This window comes from Occallatibacter sp. FHG110214_02, from assembly GCF_059115385.1.
In genome coordinates this window covers 1-19,032 of sequence record NZ_JBZYWK010000012.1, presented here as the reverse complement: position 1 = coordinate 19,032, position 19,032 = coordinate 1, and the positions used below count along the sequence as shown (strand labels likewise).

17 protein-coding genes and 1 pseudogene are annotated in these 19,032 nt (G+C 55.5%); 11 read left to right on the top strand and 7 right to left on the bottom strand.

What is annotated here, in order from left to right; all coding sequences use genetic code 11:
- Positions 1–143: 143 nt before the first annotated feature.
- Positions 144–746 (bottom strand): TetR/AcrR family transcriptional regulator, encoded by a 603-nt coding sequence (locus AC5S3R_RS12280; RefSeq protein ID WP_494267330.1) that lies wholly within the window; start codon positions 744–746, stop codon positions 144–146.
- A gap of 126 nt (positions 747–872) precedes the next feature.
- On the opposite strand from AC5S3R_RS12280, the gene AC5S3R_RS12275 reads away from it, so the two are divergent.
- The 6 genes from AC5S3R_RS12275 to AC5S3R_RS12250 all read left to right on the top strand — a co-directional run bounded on the left by AC5S3R_RS12275 (position 873) and on the right by AC5S3R_RS12250 (position 4,511).
- Complete coding sequence (locus tag AC5S3R_RS12275; RefSeq protein WP_494267329.1) at positions 873–1,382, top strand: SRPBCC domain-containing protein; 510 nt, start codon at positions 873–875, stop codon at positions 1,380–1,382.
- A 46-nt stretch (positions 1,383–1,428) separates the two neighbouring features.
- Positions 1,429–2,031 (top strand): NADPH-dependent F420 reductase, encoded by a 603-nt coding sequence (locus tag AC5S3R_RS12270; RefSeq protein ID WP_494267328.1) that lies wholly within the window; start codon positions 1,429–1,431, stop codon positions 2,029–2,031.
- Positions 2,032–2,033: 2 nt separating this feature from the next.
- Complete coding sequence (locus AC5S3R_RS12265) at positions 2,034–2,537, top strand: SRPBCC domain-containing protein (RefSeq protein WP_494267327.1); 504 nt, start codon at positions 2,034–2,036, stop codon at positions 2,535–2,537.
- Between the two features lie 146 nt (positions 2,538–2,683).
- Positions 2,684–3,466, top strand: a complete 783-nt coding sequence (gene budC / locus AC5S3R_RS12260; protein ID WP_494267326.1) for a meso-2,3-butanediol dehydrogenase — start codon at positions 2,684–2,686, stop codon at positions 3,464–3,466.
- 297 nt (positions 3,467–3,763) lie between these two features.
- Entirely contained in the window at positions 3,764–4,027 is a 264-nt protein-coding gene (locus AC5S3R_RS12255; RefSeq protein ID WP_494267325.1) for a hypothetical protein, read from the top strand.
- A gap of 28 nt (positions 4,028–4,055) precedes the next feature.
- The gene (locus AC5S3R_RS12250; protein WP_494267324.1) at positions 4,056–4,511 is read left to right on the top strand and encodes an NUDIX hydrolase; all 456 of its coding nucleotides are present in this window, start codon (positions 4,056–4,058) and stop codon (positions 4,509–4,511) included.
- 18 nt (positions 4,512–4,529) lie between these two features.
- Here AC5S3R_RS12250 and AC5S3R_RS12245 read toward each other — a convergent pair whose 3' ends face one another.
- The 3 genes from AC5S3R_RS12245 to AC5S3R_RS12235 form a co-directional block, all read right to left on the bottom strand.
- Positions 4,530–5,021, bottom strand: a complete 492-nt coding sequence (locus tag AC5S3R_RS12245; protein ID WP_494267323.1) for a DinB/UmuC family translesion DNA polymerase — start codon at positions 5,019–5,021, stop codon at positions 4,530–4,532.
- A 39-nt stretch (positions 5,022–5,060) separates the two neighbouring features.
- Positions 5,061–5,390, bottom strand: a complete 330-nt coding sequence (locus AC5S3R_RS12240; protein ID WP_494267322.1) for a TrbC/VirB2 family protein — start codon at positions 5,388–5,390, stop codon at positions 5,061–5,063.
- A gap of 466 nt (positions 5,391–5,856) precedes the next feature.
- Positions 5,857–6,450 (bottom strand): TetR/AcrR family transcriptional regulator, encoded by a 594-nt coding sequence (locus AC5S3R_RS12235; protein ID WP_494267321.1) that lies wholly within the window; start codon positions 6,448–6,450, stop codon positions 5,857–5,859.
- A gap of 109 nt (positions 6,451–6,559) precedes the next feature.
- Between AC5S3R_RS12235 and AC5S3R_RS12230 the strand changes: the two genes are divergently transcribed.
- Positions 6,560–7,312 (top strand): SDR family NAD(P)-dependent oxidoreductase, encoded by a 753-nt coding sequence (locus tag AC5S3R_RS12230; RefSeq protein ID WP_494267320.1) that lies wholly within the window; start codon positions 6,560–6,562, stop codon positions 7,310–7,312.
- Positions 7,313–7,534: 222 nt separating this feature from the next.
- Here the strand turns inward: AC5S3R_RS12230 and AC5S3R_RS12225 are convergent.
- Both AC5S3R_RS12225 and AC5S3R_RS12220 read right to left on the bottom strand, forming a co-directional pair.
- A pseudogene (locus tag AC5S3R_RS12225) lies at positions 7,535–7,978 on the bottom strand (IS21 family transposase); the annotation flags it as partial.
- Positions 7,960–8,637 (bottom strand): hypothetical protein, encoded by a 678-nt coding sequence (locus AC5S3R_RS12220; protein WP_494267319.1) that lies wholly within the window; start codon positions 8,635–8,637, stop codon positions 7,960–7,962. The gene AC5S3R_RS12220 and the pseudogene AC5S3R_RS12225, both read right to left, overlap by 19 nt.
- 405 nt (positions 8,638–9,042) lie before the next feature.
- Between AC5S3R_RS12220 and AC5S3R_RS12215 the strand changes: the two genes are divergently transcribed.
- Both AC5S3R_RS12215 and AC5S3R_RS12210 read left to right on the top strand, forming a co-directional pair.
- On the top strand, positions 9,043–9,762 hold the full coding sequence (locus AC5S3R_RS12215; RefSeq protein ID WP_494267318.1) for a helix-turn-helix domain-containing protein: 720 nt from the start codon (positions 9,043–9,045) through the stop codon (positions 9,760–9,762).
- 141 nt (positions 9,763–9,903) lie between these two features.
- On the top strand, positions 9,904–10,341 hold the full coding sequence (locus tag AC5S3R_RS12210; RefSeq protein ID WP_494267317.1) for an RES family NAD+ phosphorylase: 438 nt from the start codon (positions 9,904–9,906) through the stop codon (positions 10,339–10,341).
- Positions 10,342–10,639: 298 nt separating this feature from the next.
- Here the strand turns inward: AC5S3R_RS12210 and AC5S3R_RS12205 are convergent, their stop codons facing one another.
- Positions 10,640–12,628, bottom strand: a complete 1,989-nt coding sequence (locus tag AC5S3R_RS12205; protein WP_494267316.1) for a winged helix-turn-helix domain-containing protein — start codon at positions 12,626–12,628, stop codon at positions 10,640–10,642.
- A gap of 240 nt (positions 12,629–12,868) precedes the next feature.
- Between AC5S3R_RS12205 and AC5S3R_RS12200 the strand changes: the two genes are divergently transcribed.
- Together AC5S3R_RS12200 and AC5S3R_RS12195 are read left to right on the top strand one after the other, a co-directional pair.
- Positions 12,869–15,139, top strand: coding sequence for a S53 family peptidase (locus AC5S3R_RS12200; protein WP_494267315.1), 2,271 nt, complete (start codon positions 12,869–12,871; stop codon positions 15,137–15,139).
- Positions 15,140–15,501: 362 nt separating this feature from the next.
- The gene (locus AC5S3R_RS12195) at positions 15,502–18,861 is read left to right on the top strand and encodes an FG-GAP-like repeat-containing protein (RefSeq protein WP_494267314.1); all 3,360 of its coding nucleotides are present in this window, start codon (positions 15,502–15,504) and stop codon (positions 18,859–18,861) included.
- Positions 18,862–19,032: the final 171 nt, after the last annotated feature.

The following is a 19,032-nucleotide window of genomic DNA, read 5'->3' as shown; positions in this document are numbered from 1 at the left end:
AACGCAACGAGCACCTCGGCTTTCGTGTTCTCCTAAGGTTCGTTCCCTAGCACCAGGACTCTTTCTTGGCGTAGTGAACAGATGAACATCCTGAGCCCGAATCATTGCAGGGTTTTCCTAGGACGGAGCGGCTCAAATACTACTCAATAACCGAGATGTTTGAGAGCTAACTGTGCTGTTCGCTTCAACTCGGCCTTCGTGCATCCATTTGCTGTTTGAATAGAGAGTCCGGCCAGAAGCATAGAGATATAGCGGGTGTAGTCGTCAACGTTGATTTCCTTAGACAACTCTCCGGCTTTACGAGCCTGTAGCAGGCGATTCTTAATGGCCGCTTCATTTGCCTTTCGAACCTCCGTCATCAGGTTTCTCGCTGGAGCAGCGTCGATGCTGCAGCCCATCGCTCCGGCCAGGGACATGCAGGTCGGTGGATGACCAAGGCCGGTCAGGAACGCCACAGTATTGTCGAACAGCGCGCGAATGACCTTCTCCAGCGTGGGTTCGGCCAACGCCTTCGTGGCATATTGCGCCCGCGTTTCGAGGTAACGGTTCACCGCGTGCGAAAAGAGGCTGTGCTTGTCGCCAAACGCCGCGTAGATGCTTGAAGCACTGAGCCCCATCGCCTGGGTCAGATCGGCTATCGAAGCACCCTCGAATCCTCGCTCCCAGAACAGCAACATCGCAGCTTCCAAAGCTGCTTCCCGGTCGAATCCGATTGGCCGTCCCGTCTTCTTTGTTCCTGTATGCATCGTTGTGAACGCCTCTACCTCGTTAGAGAGGAAATTTGTGCAACCGATTCATTCATGATACATCTGTAACAAGTGTTCTGGAATACTCATACCAGAATTAGCGTGGATATCAGAGAGGACAACCTCATGACAGAACGAGCGCAATATGAAGCAATTCGATGGCCCGAGGACATGCAACCCAGCCGGTGCCCTATTCACTTCACGAATGAACTCGAAGTTGCGGTTTCTCCGGAAACGATTTGGTCGGTGCTCACCGACACAAGCACATGGCATAAGTTCTATCCGGGCGTTCAGCAGGTCGAGTTGATCGGCGGAGGTCAGTGGCTGCGATCCGGGACGCGTTTTGAGACCAACCTTGCCGGACAAGATGTGGCAGCGTCCGTAACAGAGTTCGAGCCCGTCACACGGATTGCATGGTTTGGAGGACCGAAATCAGCACCGGATTCCGTAGCCTACCACGCCTGGATAATCTCGCCTACGCAGCAGGGTTGCCATCTCTGGACGGAAGAAACGATGCGCGGTGCGCTCTGGATCGAGCTAGCAAAGAAGGCTCCCGACGGGTTCTGGCTTGCCCATGAACGTCTTCTGCGTGATCTTGCAACCGTTGCCCTTCAGGTGAACTTGAAGCGCAGCTAGGCTTCACCAACCACGAAATGTCAGCTTGACATGCAAAGGATGTTCTATGACCTATTCGATTTTAGGCGCAGGAAATGTCGGTAAGGCGCTCGCGAAAGCTTTCGCTCGGAAAAATATCGATGTGACTTTGGCTAGCAGGCGGTCGCCGGAAGAGCTCGCTCCAATCGCCGATGCAATTGGCCCCAATGTTCACCCCCGGTCCTTGCAGGATGCCGTGAAGGCCGACGTAATCTTGCTTGCCATCCCCTTCAAGAGTTTCCGAGAAGTGGCAAAGGCTGCGGCGAATTGGAAGGGCAAGCTGATCATGGACGTAACGAATGCCCATGGCGTCTCACCTGAGGAGCTTGGTAATCGCCCATCCTCCGCGGTCGTCGCTGAGGCTTTCAAAGGGGGATTGCTGGTCAAAGCCTTCAATCACCTGCCCGCAGAAATACTGGCGCAAGACCCGCAAGTTGGGGAGGCGCGGCGTGTTCTTTTTCTCTCCAGCGACAGCGAGGACGCGAGCGCAAGAGTCGCTGCGATTGTAAAACAGCTCGGCTATGCGCCGGTTGCTCTGGGAAAGCTCGCCGAGGGAGGTTTGCTCATCCAGGCGCAGGGCAATAGCTGGGCTCCATTAATCTTTCAAGACCTGCTCAAGAAGGGGGAGTAACAATGTACGACCATGTAATCTGGCCTCCCGAATACGATCCGAAAATCTCCCCGATCTATGCACTGAATGACATTGACGTGAAAGCGCCGCCAGAAGTGGTATGGAAGCTGCTCATCGATGCCAGGAACTGGTCCAGCTACTTTCCACCCGAAAATCAAGTCGAGATTCTTACGGGTGAGTCCGAATTGGCACTGGGAACGAAATATAGCCGAGTCACCATCGGCTTCCGGATGTTCCCCATTGTCACGGAGTTCGTGCCTAGCCGCCGTCTCGCGTGGTCGACAACCGTCGAGGGAGATGAAACAGGCTCTACCGCCTATCATGGCTGGGTCATCACGCCGACGGAGAGAGGTTGTCATGTCTTGTCCGAAGAAACGCAGCAGGGACCGTGGTTCCTTCAAAAGCTCGGCCATGAGTATCCCGGCGGTCTCTACAGCTATCACCAGGACTGGGTCGAAGGTCTGGCGCGTGCGGCCGAGGCGGAAGTCGCGAAGGCGAGGAGCTAACCCCTAATTCCGCTGACGGCTCGCCGGGCTTTGCCGCACCGTTCGCCCGGCTCGCGTCATCCCTGCGGAAACGTCTCATGTCATGCTCGCCAAAACTGACCGCCGGGACAACATAACCATCGAATGAGGCTCATAGGAGAAACATCATGAATCGATTTGAAGGTAAAGTCGTGATCGTAACTGGAGCCGGTTCCGGTATCGGGGCTGGCACAGCGCGTCGATTCCTGCGCGAAGGCGCGTTTGTCGTGCTGAATGGACGGCGTGAACACAAACTGCGCGAAACTGCTGCAGGTTTTGACACAGCAAAGGCATTCGTTCACCCCGGCGATGTCTCTGATGAGGCGTACGTAAAACGACTTGTGAAAGACACAGTCAACAAATTTGGAAAGCTGGATGTGTTGGTTAACAACGCGGGGTTCGCTACCTTTGGTGCTTTCGAACAGACGACTACGGAGGTCTGGCGAAAGATTATGGCGACTGATCTCGATGGCGTCTATTTCGGTGTACGGGAAGCGATGCCTCATCTCTTGAAGACGAAGGGCTCCATCGTCAATCTTTCCTCCGTGTCTGGTCTCGGCGGAGATTGGGGGATGATTTCCTATAACGCTGCGAAGGGGGCAATCACGAATTTCACGCGCGCCCTGGCGCTAGAGTACGGTTCACGCGGCGTCCGTATCAACGCCGTGGCACCGAGTCTCACCTCGACGGATGCAACTGTTGATATTGAGAAGATTGAAGCCGTGGTGGACGCCTTTCGCGACCGCCTCCCGATAGGCAGGGCCGCCACACCCGATGAAATCGCAGGTGTGATTGCTTTTCTCGCAAGCGATGACGCCCGTTTTGTCAACGGAGTGATCCTGCCGGTCGACGGTGGGCTCCATGCCTCCAACGGACAACCAAACTTTCTCTCACTTTTCGGGAAAAGCTGAAATCCAGATAGGACCACCGGCCCGCGCGAGTGCCAAACGAATCACGTATCGGCGGAAGTGCCGTTAGCCGTGGCTAGCAAATAAGAGAGAAGGAGGTTACTACGGACCCCATAACCGGGTGGAAGTATCAGCTAACCTGGACAGAGGCAGGCCAACGATCCGAACGCGAAATCGAAGAGCTTGAGCAATTGCGGAGAGTCAACATAGGCAAATATGTTGACGAATAGCTATTGCTGGGTGGGTTCATTCTTCAAAAGCAGAATTCTTCAACAACCTGCAGAACGGTAAACTGACACCATGAGCGAGAGCTACATGTTGCATGCAAAACAGATCAATCATGGCCAGTCCGAGATTTGGCTAGAGGCAGACGGCAAGGAACTGACTCCGCGCCGAACGCTGGCTACCAACGAAGTCGTGAATGTGACGCGTCGTCGTTGTGCGCCCGAACTCTTCGAGGCGTTCTACAAGGACTATCGCGGTACCGTGGGACATATTGTTGCGCTGAGCGTGTCCAAACTGGACGGTATTGTGGATGAGCTGGGACTGAAGACGTCCGGGTGAATTCAGTATAGAAATACTTAGGTTGCGAATGCCGAAACGGAGTGCGGGTCTGTTGATGTACCGGCGAATGGCCGATGTGGTGGAGGTCTTTCTGGTTCATCCGGGAGGACCGATCTGGGCTAAGAAAGATAAAGGAGCGTGGACGATTCCCAAGGGCGAGTATGAGCCAGAGGAGCATCCACTTGCTGCGGCGAGGCGAGAGTTTGAAGAAGAGACCGGCTTTCGAGCTACAGGAGAGTTTGTCGATCTCGGCTCGATCAAGCAGAAGAGCGGCAAGATTGTGAACGCCTGGGCATTTGAAGGTGACTGCGATCCGTCCAAATTGATCAGCAATACCTGTGAGATTGAGTGGCCATCGCGTTCCGGGCGTCGTCTTGAAATCCCCGAAGTGGATCGCGGGCGCTGGCTTTCAATCCGAGAGGCGAGCGACTATATCCGGGAGGAACAACGGCAACTTCTGCTGCGGCTTTCGGAGATTATCTAGCGCAGACTGCTGAGCGAACTAGACCGATAGCGGCGTACTCACCTCGGCATCTTCATTCTCGAAGAGTGGGGATTCCACCTCAAGGTGGAAATTGCTGAGTCCGACGCCGACCAGGCGAAAGAGCTGTTGTGGTCCAAGTTCAACTCGTTCCCGCAAAGCCAGCGCGATCGTAGTCAGGTCATCACACGATGCGGGAGGTACCGATGGAGTAAGGCTTCGCGTGTCCTCGGAGTTGTCGAAGAGGTAGCCGAACTGCCCGGCCTGGGTCCAGCGGTGCAGGCGCTCCCCGAGAGGCCCGAGGATGGAGGCGAAGTTGGTGAGCGTCCGTATCTCGGCGGGCAGCTTGTAAACTCGCTCGATTGAGGCGAACAGCACCTTTTCATCCTCCGGCGTCAGCTCATAGCGTCCACCGGCTTCGATCAAGACGCGCAGAAACAAATACAGAAAGTTTTGGTTCTCGTGGGTCGGGGCGAGAGAGAATGGCTGGATTCTGAAGCCGGGGTCCTTCATCCCGACGTTCAGGTAGGTTCACCTCCTCCCATTCGTAGCCTAGCTCGGAAAAAGCCAAGCCATGAAATTTACCGCGCCTATAGCCATGCCCACGCCGAAGACGATGCCGGCGATGGTCTTCTTGGACTGGCCTTCGCCATAGGCGAACATCAGTCCTCCGACGACGATTGCGACCAGCGACAGCCCGGTCGCAATCGTGCCGGTGAAGGCGGTTTTGAGAACGTTGACCGCGTTGTCCCACGGATCGCTGCCTGTCTGTGCGTAGACCGGCAGGGCCGCGAGAAACATCAGCGAGGGGATGACCCATCTCCGGTACTGCGCGCGCAATCGCCCGAGGTGAGGTCGTTTGATGGGAAGGGTGATGTGCATTGGTGCTCCTTTCGTTTGCGTCTCCGGCGAGTGGGTACTCTCCGTTTGCAACGTCTGGAGTCAAGGTAGGGCGGAATCGCAGGGTCGATTTATACCTTTTCGTGCTGACTTATTCAGGTTTGGTATAAATCGCGGACACGGTCTGTGGCGGGTGGGACACACAAGGGAAACCGTCGAAAGGAGCGCGCCGCGTCGGCGCAGAGATGGCCATTTCCACGATGGCAAGCAAAAGGCTGCGGGGCTGGCGCGGGTCAAGGCGGAAGGATCATGGCCTCGAAGAGATGTTCGCCTTGAGGCGCGACAGCCTCGCAGGCAGACTCGCTGCACCGTGGAGATGGACGACCATCGTTACGGTGCATGGGGGAACAAGACGACTGAGACTATTGCGGAACGAGTCGAACGACATGCCGCGTTGATGCCGGGAGATTCTCAGTGGAACAACCAGTAGTTCCCGGCACACACATTCTCAGGAGTGGGGTGATGCGAGATGTTCGGCAGCGCTCACGACGCAGGCACGGCGACGCCGTCGCTCCGCCCGATCGTTGCCATCTGAGCCCGTAACCATGCGCGCTAGCTGGGGCACGGCGAACCACCATGCAGCCAGGGCAATCAGCAAGAACAGCAGCTTCGCGGGGTCGAGATCGTCATTAAGCACGCCCTTCCGTTGGGCAGCACCTATCGTTGCTACAGTTCGCCGATAGTGAGCGGTCCGTCCTACCTCGTTGACTGCTGGGCCACCCGCCAGCCCCTCCCAGAGCAAGAGTCGAACAAGGTCTGGATGCTCCGCGTGGTAATCGAAGATACATCCCGTGTATTCTCCGATATTCTCGAGGCTGGGAGCATTGTTCAGCAGGGAGACGGCCAGCTTCTCCAGTTCCTCGGTGAGGACCGTCTCGAACAAGGATCGTTTGTCACCGAAGTAGTTGTAGAGCCTTTCCTTGTTGATCCGGGCACGGTCCGCGATCCGCGCCATGCTCGTGCCGTCCGGGCCGTTTGCGCTGAACTCCGCATGCGCCGCCTCCTGAAGACGGCGTCGCGTTTCCTGAGTATCCCAAGCCATAGCTGAATAATATTGCATCTCCAACGATACGGTTGGAATCTCATGAGTTATATCCAACCGAACGGTTGGAGTTTCAGGCGGCGGTTCGCCGCTTTAGGAGAGATCGAGTATGTCGGGCAGAGTTGAAAACAAAATTGCAGTGGTTACGGGCGGAACCAGCGGGATCGGTCTGGCAACGGCCACACTGCTCGCAAGCGAGGGCGCCAAGGTCTTCGTGACGGGACGCAGAAGCCAGGAACTCGCGTCAGCGATCGAGCAGATCGGCCACGGGGCCGTCGGGGTACAGGGCGACGTATCCGAGCTGGACGATCTTGACCGGCTCTTCTCGACGGTGAGGGAACGGGCGGGACGGCTGGATATCCTGTTCGCCAACGCTGGTGTGGCTGAACATGCCACCATTGAGCAGATCACAGAACTCCAATTCGAGACCGCATTCTCGACGAACGTGAAGGGAGTTTTGTTCTGTATGCAGAAAGCCTTGCCGCTCATGCCGGACGGCGCCGCGGTGGTCCTGAACGCTTCGATGTGGACCATCAAGGGGATACCTGGCTTTGGTGTCCTAAGCGCAAGCAAAGCCGCGGTACGGAGTTTCGCGCGCACATGGGCGAATGAACTACGCGCGCGCCGCATCCGTGTGAACGTCGTCAGTCCTGGGCCGGTGCATACTCCGGCAATCGAGAACGCAACGGGCGGCCGGGAGAATGCTCAAAAACTCTTGTCAGAACTGGCGAAAGAGATTCCTCTCGGCCGCCCCGCACAGCCGGATGAGATTGCAAAGGCAGTCCTGTTCCTCGCCTCCGACGACGCAAGCTACGTGAACGGTGCCGAGCTATTCGTCGATGGCGGAATGGTTCAGATATAAAGAGCTAAAGGTATAGACGGTGATTGCCCCGTCGTCGTCGGGCCAGTGCGAAAGTGGGAAGGGCAAGGCGCTTTCCACTTTTGCACTGGCCGCTTTTTAATAAGCGAGTTGCCGATTCGAGGACAAAAAAGAAGAGGACCGCCTGGCGGCGATCCTCTGGTGAACTCTGTTCATACGTTCCATTGCCTGAGCCAGATAAGCCTCATCGAGCTCGATACCGGTGTAGCCGACCAGGCCTTCCACCTTGCCCTTATCGTTACCCCTGGCCGGTCGGCCGAACTTATCGGCGAACAGATAGTAACTCTGTAACTCGGAGAAGGAGCGTGTGCGCTGTCGCTGCTCGCCACCCAGGATCTTCGCCACCGCGATCTTGGTGTTGTCATAAAGTATCCGCGTGGGAACGCCGCCGAAGTAGGCGAAGGCTCGCACGTGACCTTCGAGAAATGCTTCTGTCGTCTCGGCCGGAAATGCCGCCACGAAACAGTCGTCCGAATGGGGCAGATCCATCGCCAGATAATGCGCCTTGTGCTCGACTCCGGCCACCACCACCAGCGCTTCGCCGAAATCGACCTGCGCCTCGCCGGCAGGATGCACCAGCGGTACAAACACTTCTTGCCCCCGCAGCGTCGCCGTGCGCACGTAGTCCTTCACGATCGTGTAACGTATTCGATACCGGCCCTTGTCAGCACCGTTGCTGTGTCCAAGTAGCCTGACGTATAGGCGAGGACCGTCCGCATCGTACACAGCACTTGCTTGCCGTCTCTGATCCCTTCCTTAATGACAACTTGGAGGATTTGCTTCTGGATTCCCGAAAAGACCACGAAGTCTTCGATCAGCAGGATGAGTTCTTTGCCTTGCTCAAGCAATTTCTTTCGGACTGCATCGAACAGTTCGGTCACAGTGGGATCGATACCAAGCAAGCTCTGTTTGGCCCCATCCAGAGCATCGTTCAGCACACGACAAGCAGCCGCTTTCCTTTCGGGACGCCCGAGTTGGGCGATGGCCGTCTTTACAGATTGACCCAAGTCCGACGTGTCCACGCCACTGAAATCGAGATCCTCAGGAACGAAGATGTACTGTTTATCTCCCTCGTCCTCCGCGCCCTTCGAACGTGATAACTGTTCTACCAGTCTCCGTATCGGCGCAGTTGGATGCGATGGTTCCCGCACGAAGTGTCGGTCTCGCAGACCCTTGTTCACAAGCAGAGTCTGGAGAACATCGGCTTTCCCATAATCAACAACCTCGCGAGCTGATTGATCGGTCGGATTGCCCAGCAGCTTGGATCTTGCGTTAGTTACCTTCTCCGCCAACGTCTGGGCCAACATTTCGCAAAGAAGTCCAGCAGATCGCTCTGGGTCGAGTTGGTCATTAGCTGCCCGTAACTTCGCGCGAAACGGTTCGTATTCTGGTTCGGTGAGCCGTTCCAGAAGGATGTCTAATACACCCTTGAGACTCGTGCCTTTAGGTATGCGGATGCCCGCGTCGTACCAATGGAGTCTGGATTCAGCGAAATAATGTCTTGTCCCGCTGCATTTAGCTTCTCGTTACTCGGCGAAAAGTATCAAGAGTGAGCCTCGACGAATTCACCGCTCAACTCGGCCCTCTTCCCAAATCTGATGGGAAACGCTGGTGTGATCGGATGCCATTCCGTTGACCTGTTATGCAAGGCTGAGGCGGCTTTCTTCGCCCAGCATGAAGTTTTTCGCCTATAATGAAAAAAGAGGTCTTTTATGCTGATGCAGGCTGAGAGCCATGAACTGGTCGTATGGACGGGCAAGAGCGAGCTTGAGGAGGCGAAATCTGTCTTTTCTCGCTTTCGCGCGGCCTTCCAGACGGTACCGCAGTCGGCCCCCCATCGAGATCTGAAATCCGATATAGTCGTCTTCTATCTACATCATCCAACAGAAGATACAGTCATTGAGTCGGCTTTGTTCGAACTCAAGTCCTACAAGCCCGCGAGTGTGGTGTTTTATTTCCCTCACCATTCGTCGGATTTTGCCTTCCGTATCGGCAAGCTTGCGGAAAGAAGCAGGTTCCGGGAGACCGAGTGGGCGTTCAACATGCAGCACCTTCGCCAACTCCTCCGCGCGAAAAAGGTTCAATTCCCAGCGGATGAGACTTTGGATGACGGCGGCAAGGAACTGGTGAGACTCCGGAAACGCCTCGGACTGATCCAGGACGAGATGGCTGAGGCGCTCGGAGTGACCCCTCGAACCTTACAGAACTGGGAGAAGGGTGTCGGTACAAGTCAGCTCAAGCGCAAGATGCGCGATCTCGTGGAACTGACTTCGTTGATGGATGACTATGTGAGTGCTCCACGGGAGACGGAATGGTTATCGACTCCTCTGACCGCTTTGCAGCACAAAACACCGAAAGAGTTGATCGCGAGTGGCAGAGCCCGGGATTTGATCGTTGAGTTTCTGCGGCTCCGCGAGGGGCAGCCGGCTTGAGTCTGTCGATCTCCGAACGCGCTGCACTCGACCTGTGGTCGGCGGGCCACGCTCCCCTCGCGGGAACGTATTTCCGGAGTGTCGAGTATCGTTACATGGACCCCGATGAGGTCCTTAGCGGTCTAGGAACAGCGGCTGTCGGTGGACGCTTCGCGCCCGCTGGGGACCAAAGCGGTGTACCTGAACGCGACCGATTCCGGCACGGGAGCTGAGCTTCTTGCGCGCAAATCCCGTCTTGGGGGTGCGTCGCAGATCACTCTAGACAAGTATCCGCGCATCGTTTTCGGGGTAGAAGTCAATCTGGAGCGAGTACTTGATCTATCGGCAGGCTCTCTACCCTTAGATATGAAAGATCTCGTGGATCGGACCTTATCTCCCGACTCTCTCGTCGATTCAATGGAGTTCGCTGCTGTGCTGATCGCAGCCAAGATCCAGGGACTGGTCTTCCCCAGTGTTGTTGGCGGTACCGAGAATCTTGTCGTCTATGTCGACCATTGCGGTACCGACGCCTTGACTCTCTACAACGCCGACGATCTCGTCGCGAAAGCGAAGCGAATGGCTACAAAGGTTAGACCCTAGCGCTCGCCCTGGCGCCTTCTACATTTCATCGCAAAGACAGGCCTTCCCCTCATAGAGAGAAGACGACGTTGATCGCACCTTCTAACTGAGGATCCTTGCCTTCACAAGCGAGGTAGGAAGAACGCGACCCGTGATCAAGCGGAAAGTCTACCAATGACCCGGTGCTGACCAGTGTGATCCGGAGAAGAAAGTGCTTATGGTTCGCAGCTATTGACTGTCGAACAATCCAACCTGTCGATTGGTAATTGGATCTTCGCTCATCTAACCCTACTTTGAGTTCGAAGCTATATATCGGCTCTCAGATGTGGGAGAGCACTATCCCCTCCTGTATCAAGAGCGCTTTAAATCCATTCTCCGCATGGAGGCCTATGAGTCCGGGACTCTGGATGTTCTCCAGAAAATCAGGATTGCGGTTCGCAGCCAGGTCGCGGAGCAGGGCGATTGCCTTCTTCTTGTTGCCGGCAGTTGCATACCATTCAATTGGATTGAAGTCATTGGGATGGCTCCGGGTTCCCTTTCCACTTGCAATCGCGGTAAGACGGACCTGAGCATAAGCCTTAACTCCTCCCTGCTGAAACCGGCGCAATCCCTGATTTTCGATATCGACACGCACCTGGTCATGCTCCGCTTCGGCCATCTCACGCCATTCGGCGATAGCCTCGATCGGTCTTCCGCTATACCAGAGAGCATTCGCCATGGCGTCTTTTGCGAAAAGGGAATTGGCGGTAAGAATTTCCAACTGCCGTGCTGCCGCCAAGAGACGTTTTTGATTGCCGGCATTGCCGGCCACAAAGACCTCAGAGGTGTAGACAGGGGGCCAGTCCGGTGCATCAGCGTGCGCGAAATCAATCTGCTGGAGAGCCTCGTCCCCTTTTCCCTCAATCGAGAGCACAACGGCGAGCCATTGATGATAAATGGCCTGTGTCGGATCCAGCCGAATTGCGAGTCGAAGTTCTCGCTCTCCGGCGGCCAGGTCCCAGTCCCGGTAAGAATGGATCAAACCGAGGACTCCATGTACCTCCGCAGATGAGGGATCCAGTCTCAGCGCGATCGTGATTGCATCGCTCGCCTGTGCGATCGCTTCAGGTTGCGGTAATAGACCGTGCTCTCCCATTACGAAAAGGGTTCGGCCGAGCCCCGCATAAGCCGCGGCGAATTTGTTGTCCTTTGCGATCGCAGAACGGAACTCCCTGACAGCGGCCTGCATGGAATCGTTTGTTTGCTGCCAGAAATGCAGTCTCGCCTGCAGGTATTCGTTATAGGCCTCTTGATTGGAGGTCCCTGCCGGTGCTTGAAGGCCATGCTGGCGAGCCAGGTTGAGCCGTACGAAGATGTCCTGCTGGAATTTCTCGCGGATAGAGGCGAACTCTGACTCACTCCCGTTGTATTGAAAGGATGCGAGATGAGTTCCATCCGAGGCTCGCACCAGCTCAAATTCAAGATGGCATTTATCGAGCGGGCGAGACAGCCGGCCATAAAGAATTGTCGCCAGGCCATTTTTGTCAACCGGAAACGCAGGGCCACCGGCTGGTTTCGACAAGGTGTGCTGCTCTTTGACCTTAAGATTTGGTAATTGCGAGAGGGCGTCAACGAGTTCGAGTTGAAAGCTGCTGGCGAGTCCTTTCAGGTCCGGGGTATCGTATTCGATCGGCGTCACTTCAAGTGAGATGACAACCGGCGCGGTTTGGTCGGGGGTGGCCGTCTGGTGCGGGCGGAGCAGAAAGGCGGCCCAGGCAGCGAGTGCCAGAAAGGTCAACGACGCGAATATAATAGAGAGACCCCAGTGCTTCCGAGGCCAGAATGCAGATAAGCTCCTACCCCTACGTGGATCGGCTGATGCGTCGACTTCCAAGTAGCGAATCTCATCGGCGCCTACGGTTGCTTCGCTCTCTTCCCTGGGTAGCCGGGGGTGGGCGGTCGGTCCCAATGCTTCAGCGTCTGATCGCGGGCGCGATAGCCGTTCCACGGGAATAATCAGCCGATATCCCCGCTTGGGGATGCGCTCGATGTACCGGGGGTTTTTCGGGTCGTCCTGCAACAGGAAGCGCAAACGGCTGATGCCGTTATTGATAACTTTTTCGAAATCCAACTGCTCGCGCTGAGGCCAAAGAACTTCGCGGATCTGTTCCCGCGTGACGAGTTCGCCAGAATGAGTGAGCAGAATGGCCAGTAGATCGCTGACTTGTTTGCCAATTCGTATACGATGGCCATTCTTCGTCAGGTCGCCAGTTGCCGGATCGAAAATAAAGTCCGAAAACATGAAAATCGGTCCGTGGCGTTCTGTCATATCCGTGTTCCTCAAATATATATTGTCATTCCACGTTGCTCCTGCACCCGCACCGGCACCTCCCGCCAGGGATCCGCAACCAGTCCGCGCAGGATGATTTCCAGCAAGTATATGAAAATAAAAAAGATATATTGATACGTTATTGAGTTGTAAAAGTGACGTTGTTTTTCATTGTTTCGTCACAAGGCATACTCCCACAATCGTTTCATTTAAAACCCATTTCCCACTTTGGAGACCCGAATGTCTGCGTCTAGAACCTGGAGATTGCTCTCCCTTCTCTTCTGCCTTGCCCTGATCGCCGCCCCGGCATTCAGCCAGTTCAAATCCAGCGCTGCGCCTCAGATCATCCAGGGCCAACGAACCATACTTACAGGGCATGTTGCATCGGTCGTTCGATCGGCGGAGGATCTCGGCCGAGTCGCACCTGACACGATGCTGCAACACATGATGCTTCAGCTCAAGCGTACACCGGAAGCGGAGAGCAAAGTGAAGGCCGCCATAGACGACCTGCACAATCCGAACTCCGCCAACTTCCATCAATGGTTAACGGCTGCCGAGTTTGGTCAGCGCTTTGGAGCCTCAGATGAGGAACTTGAACAGGTGACCGACTGGCTTCGTTCCGAGGGGCTCACCGTAGAAGGCGTCAACGACGGCAGGAACATGATTCAGTTTTCCGGCACGGTCGGCCAGGTTGAACAGGCCCTTCATACCGAGATGCACAACCTGAGGGTGGGCGGTAAACTCCACACGTCGGCAACTGTCGAGCCCTCTGTTCCGACCTCCCTGGCTGGAATCATCTCTGGAGTTCCCCTCTCGGACTTCTTTCCCCACCCCCTGATTCGCGGCGGCAGGTCCTATAAGCGGGATGGCAAGACCGGCAAGTTGACCGAAGTTAGTCGCTCCGGTGACTCGCTGCCTTCCTTTTTCGTCGACTATGAGGGGGAGGAGTTTCAACTTGTCGCTCCGGGCGACATTGCCAAAATCTACAATTTGACCCCACTCTGGACGTCCGGTTACCGAGGCAAGGGGCAGACGATTGCAGTCGTTGAAGACACCTTGATGAAGGCGAGCGATGTTGCGAGCTTCCGCAAGGCATTTGGCCTTTCCGGATACGCGGGAACCTTTACCCAGGAGACCGTGACAGGTTCTCACCCCTGCCTGAACCCCGGCAAAAACTCCGCTGAAACCGAGGCCGCACTCGACGCGGAATGGGCCGGAGCCACAGCGCCTGATGCCGCGGTGATCCTAGCGGCATGCGCAGACACGCAGACCCAGTTCGGCGGCCTGATCGCGGTGCTGAACCTATTGAGCTGGAAGACGCCGCCACAAGAGATCAGCATGAGTTACGGCGAGTGTGAAACTGAGATGGGGATCATACAGCTCAATCAGTTTTACTATGCGTTCCAGCAGGCAGCGGCCGAAGGCGTGGCGGTTTTTGTCTCCTCTGGAGATGAGGGAGCCGCAAGCTGCGACGCCAACGAGTCTTATGCGCAGAATGGCATCAAGGTTAGCGGCTTCGCCTCCACTCCTTATGACGTATCGGTCGGCGGGACGGATTTCTACGATGCCGCCCAGGGAACCGTGGATCAGTACTGGTCTAAAACCAATGCTTCGGATTACAGATCCGCCCTTTCGTACGTGCCGGAGAAGACGTGGAACAACTCCTGCGCGGACAGCGATCTGATGACCTGGGAAGGATACACCGAAGCTTCCGGGCCGACGGGATTCTGCAACAACTGGCCGGGACTCGAATTTATAACCACCGGCAGCGGAAGCGGCGGACCAAGCCAGGAGTTTACAAAGCCCTCATGGCAGAACGTGGCCGGCAATCCTGCGGATAATACCCGCGACATTCCGGATATTTCCCTGTTTGCCTCCAGCGGCTTCTGGGGACACGGGCTCGTTTTCTGCAATACCGACAAGTACTATGACGGCACTCCCTGCGATCCAACCAATGCGCTTGATTCCATCTACAACACGGGGGGCGGAACCTCTTTTGCTTCGCCTGCCATGGCTGGCATCTTTGCGCTCGTGACGCAGAAATACGGCCGCCAGGGAAATCCGAACGTGGGTCTCTACAAACTCGCCGCCGCGGAATACGGTGTGACCGGAAGCCCGAACGCCGCATCGACATCTTCCTGTGACTCGACCCTCGGCAGTTCCACGGATTCTTCCTGCACCTTTCATGATGTCACCAAGGGCAATATTGCTGTGCCTTGCATCGGTCCGCTCAATTGCTATGGGACGTCGATCGAGTATCAATCGACGTATTACACCAGGTATTACTACGGCGAACTCAGCGTATCTCCTTCCACGCTGGATGTCGCTTATCCGGCTAATGCGGGTTGGGATTTTGCAACAGGTCTCGGCACGGTCAATGCGGTCAATCTCTTCAATAACTGGTCCCAGATTTCGCCCGCAGCGGCCAAGGACACAGGGCTTGGGAAGCCTATCGGGGTTACCCCGATAAAACCCATTGTTCCCATACGTTCGATCGGTGTGAGTTTCTAACCAGGCGATGCGGCACGGAACCGGCCTCCCCGACGCAAAGTGCCGCCTGTTCAAAGTCATTCTGCATATCCGCATATCAATGAAAGGATTTTATGTTTCGAATTATTCGTAACTCCGGCGCCATACTGGCCGCCCTGTGCCTCGGACTCGCCTTCCCGCACAATGCCAATGCCATCCCATCCAGGGCCAAAACGAAGGAAAAGCAGATTCCATTTGTGCTCAATGGACAGCCCCTTCCTCGAGCTATTGAGAGGATGAGGAACGATCCGCGCACGAAGAGTCTCTTCGTGCCGAGTACAACGACACAGCAAAGCAAAGCGTCACACGCAGGCGGCAGTCTTTCAGCCCGCGAAAACATTCTTATGCCCCGGGTCAAGGCGCTGATGGCAAAGATGTCAGGCTTCACCTCCGCGTCGCACGCCAAGTCCGGCATTCACTCTGCGGCAACCGCGGCAATAACCAACAATACGGCTAACTTTCCGGGGTTCCAGAAAACACCGTTTGCTGCAGGCGGTCTTTCCACCGATTCCAGCGCAACCTACACATCCGTAGCAGCCGATATTAACAAGGATGGGAAGCAGGACATCGTAGTTGTGCAAAGCGACGGCTCTGTGAACGTGCTACTGAACCCAGGCACCGGAGATTTTTCTGACTGGAAGATAACGTCCAGCAATACGACAGCTGTTCTGAATCCCAGTGTTTATTACATTGACTCTCAGGCCGCAGACGTAAATAGCGACGGATATGTCGATCTTGAAGTTACGGACTTGGTCAATAATGCTGAGTTTGTCTATATCAACAATAAGAAGGGAGGATTTCTCGATCCCGTGGAGTATGACTTTAACTTCTCCTCCGGAGCCATTTTTAATGATAAGGGAGGCGGAGTTACCATCGCCGATGTCAATGGCGATGGGATTCCGGACATGGTCGCACTCGCCCTGTATGAAGATAGCTGGTCTGAAACCACGGTTTCACTCATAACTCAACTGGGAACGGCAAGTGGAACGTTCGGCGCGCAACTTCCCGAACAGGACACTGTTTTCAATGGCGATATTGTCTCCGAGTATGCGAATCGTACAGTTGGCGATTTTAATAACGACGGGAAACTCGACCTTGTAATCCCTCTACTTGGATATGACTCCAACTTTAACCAGGAGTCTTTTATTCAGGTTCTGACAGGGAACGGGGATGGCACTTTCAGCAGCTTTCCTGCCAACTTTCCCACTACAGGCGCAATTCTCAATCTCAATGATGCGAGCTACGGGTCACATTTCGTCGCCGATGTTGACGGGGATGGAAACCAGGATGTCATCTACTCCCCGGCGTCTTTAGGCGGTCTATGGCTTGCCAAGGGCAACGGCGATGGCACGCTGCAGACGCCGATTAAGCTCCTTTCGAATCTCGGAAATCTGAATAACGGCGGAGCGCCTATCGTAAACTTCGCCGACGTAAACGGCGATGGCAACATTGACGCCATTGCATATAACTACGGCTATCTTTCCGTGTTCCTCAATCAGGGGAAGGGAGTCTTCAATACCGTTCCCACAGCCCAGCTCGCATCCGGCAATGGCGGAGTTACACAACCACTGCCTGGGGACTTCAATAATGACGGCAAGCTGGACCTTGTCATGGTAGACCAGACAAGCTCGCACGTCGGCTTCTATGCTGGCCTCAATGGGACCTTTTCAGGCGTGGCAACGATGCAGCCGTCCGGGGAAACAGCGTCGGGACTGGAAGTGCTTGCAACTGCGGACTTCAACGGCGATGGCATTGTGGATGTTGTTGCCGCTGACACGAGCCATGAAGTCAACATCTCCGACCAGCCGGATATTATCGTCGGCACCAACGATGGAAAAGGGAACTTTACCTATACGACGGCCATCAGTTCCGCGGTGGTTGCTTCCTCTGACATTAATACCGTCTACCCGTCCAGCGCAGATCTCAATGGCGATGGAAAATCCGACCTGGTTATCAAAGCCTATTCAGACACGTTGAACAGCTATGTATTGAGCGTGGCGCTGAGCAACGGGGATGGCACCTTTGCAACCCCGGTCAATCTTTCGCTTGGCACTGCCCTGAGTTGCACACTGGGCTATGTTGATATAGGTGACCTGAACGGTGACGGCTACAAGGACATCATCGTAGCGTACGAGGGAGATGCCAACTGCAATGCTTACTCCCCCGGTACAGCACAACCTGGAGTATTTGTGCTGCTCAATGATGGCAAAGGAAACTTCACGCCATCCTTTACCGCGTTTGGCTATGCGCCGCAGATTCCCAAACTCATCGATTTCAATGGAGATGGGAAACTGGATCTCGCCCTCATTGACGCACAGGACACCAACGGGTTCTATTATCTCTACGTGATCCCCGGAAATGGCGATGGCACCTTCAACCAGGCAACGGCCCAGTATGTATTGGAGTCTGCTGCCGCGACCTCTATCATCCCAGGCGACTTTGATGGCGATGGTATTCAGGATCTTACTGTTGGCGTTGAAGCGCAGGTGGATGAAAACGGCGCCGCTCTCCCCTCTACTACCGGAACCTACCTCATGAAGGGCAATGGAGATTTCACCTTCCAGCAACCCGTCATCTACGGCATGGGCACGTTCTCCTACGATGGTGCGTATGTAGACCTCAACGGAGATGGAAAGCCTGACCTTGCTCTGAGCCAGGGCACCTTTGACGGCTACACCGACATCTACACTCCCGGCTTTGTCTATTACGAGAACCTTGGCGGCGGAGCGCTGGCTCCTGGCGCTACAGGCTTCTCGGCAATTGCAACCTACGGCGGTTCCATCTTTGCAGCCGACTACAACGGGGATGGCGCGATCGATGTGCTCTCGGTTCCGCAAGTCGTCCAGGGCTATAACGATGTTTTGAGTTCCGACCTTTTCCTCAATGTTGGCGGCGATAGCCTCAGCGTGGCCGCAAGCACATCCTCGGCGACTCAGGATCAGAGCGTCACGCTCACGGCGACGGTATCCTCCACGGTCAATACAGGGAGCCCAACCGGAACAGTAAGCTTTTATGACAATGGAAGCCTGCTGGGAGCATCCTCGCTCTCGGGCAACTCCGCTTCGCTGAGCCTGACGACGCTTCCGGTTGGCACGGACACGATCACGGCGAAGTATAGCGGGGACAGTAGCTTTAATGCGGCCACCGCTAGCACCTCTGTCGTGGTCACAGCTCTGCAGCCCGCCTTCACGCTTGGAACAGCAGCAACGGCAACGCTTTCTCTGGTTGAGGGACAGTCTGGTTCGGTGTCATTCAACCTCGGCTCAAACTCCACCTTCAACGGGTCGATCGCACTCACCTGCTCGGGCGCTCCGAAAGAGTCAACCTGTGAGGTGTTCCCGAGTTCTGTCACGATGTCGGGGGCACAATCGATGACGGTCACGGCCGTCGTCACCACGACACCACCGAACAACACCTCTTCCGCAAAGAATCACGCGCTGGAACTCTTTGGCGGCGCTGGAGGAGTATCGGTAGCGGGTTTCCTTATGCTTCTCTTTCCAGTGCGCAAACGTAACCTTCCAAGGGCCATGATGCTCGTCCTGATACTGGGACTGGCCGGCGGATTCTCCTTGTCGCTCACCGGATGCGGAGGCAATGGTTACAAGTATCCTGGGACCCCAACCGGAAGTGCGGTCCTGACCGTTACGGCGTCATCAGGAACCATAACGCAGAGCCAAACCTTCACCATCAACGTTTCGAAGTAATTGGGACGTTGCTGCAAGAGAGGCACGCAAGGATTTTGCGTGCCTCTCTTGCTATTTGCGAATATGCAACATCGACATTCATCCGATATGTAACGTGTCTCTTGCCCGTCCGAAGATCTTTCAAAATAGCTGAGTGCTTCAGGACAAAAAGGCGGAAGACACGCTCATTTG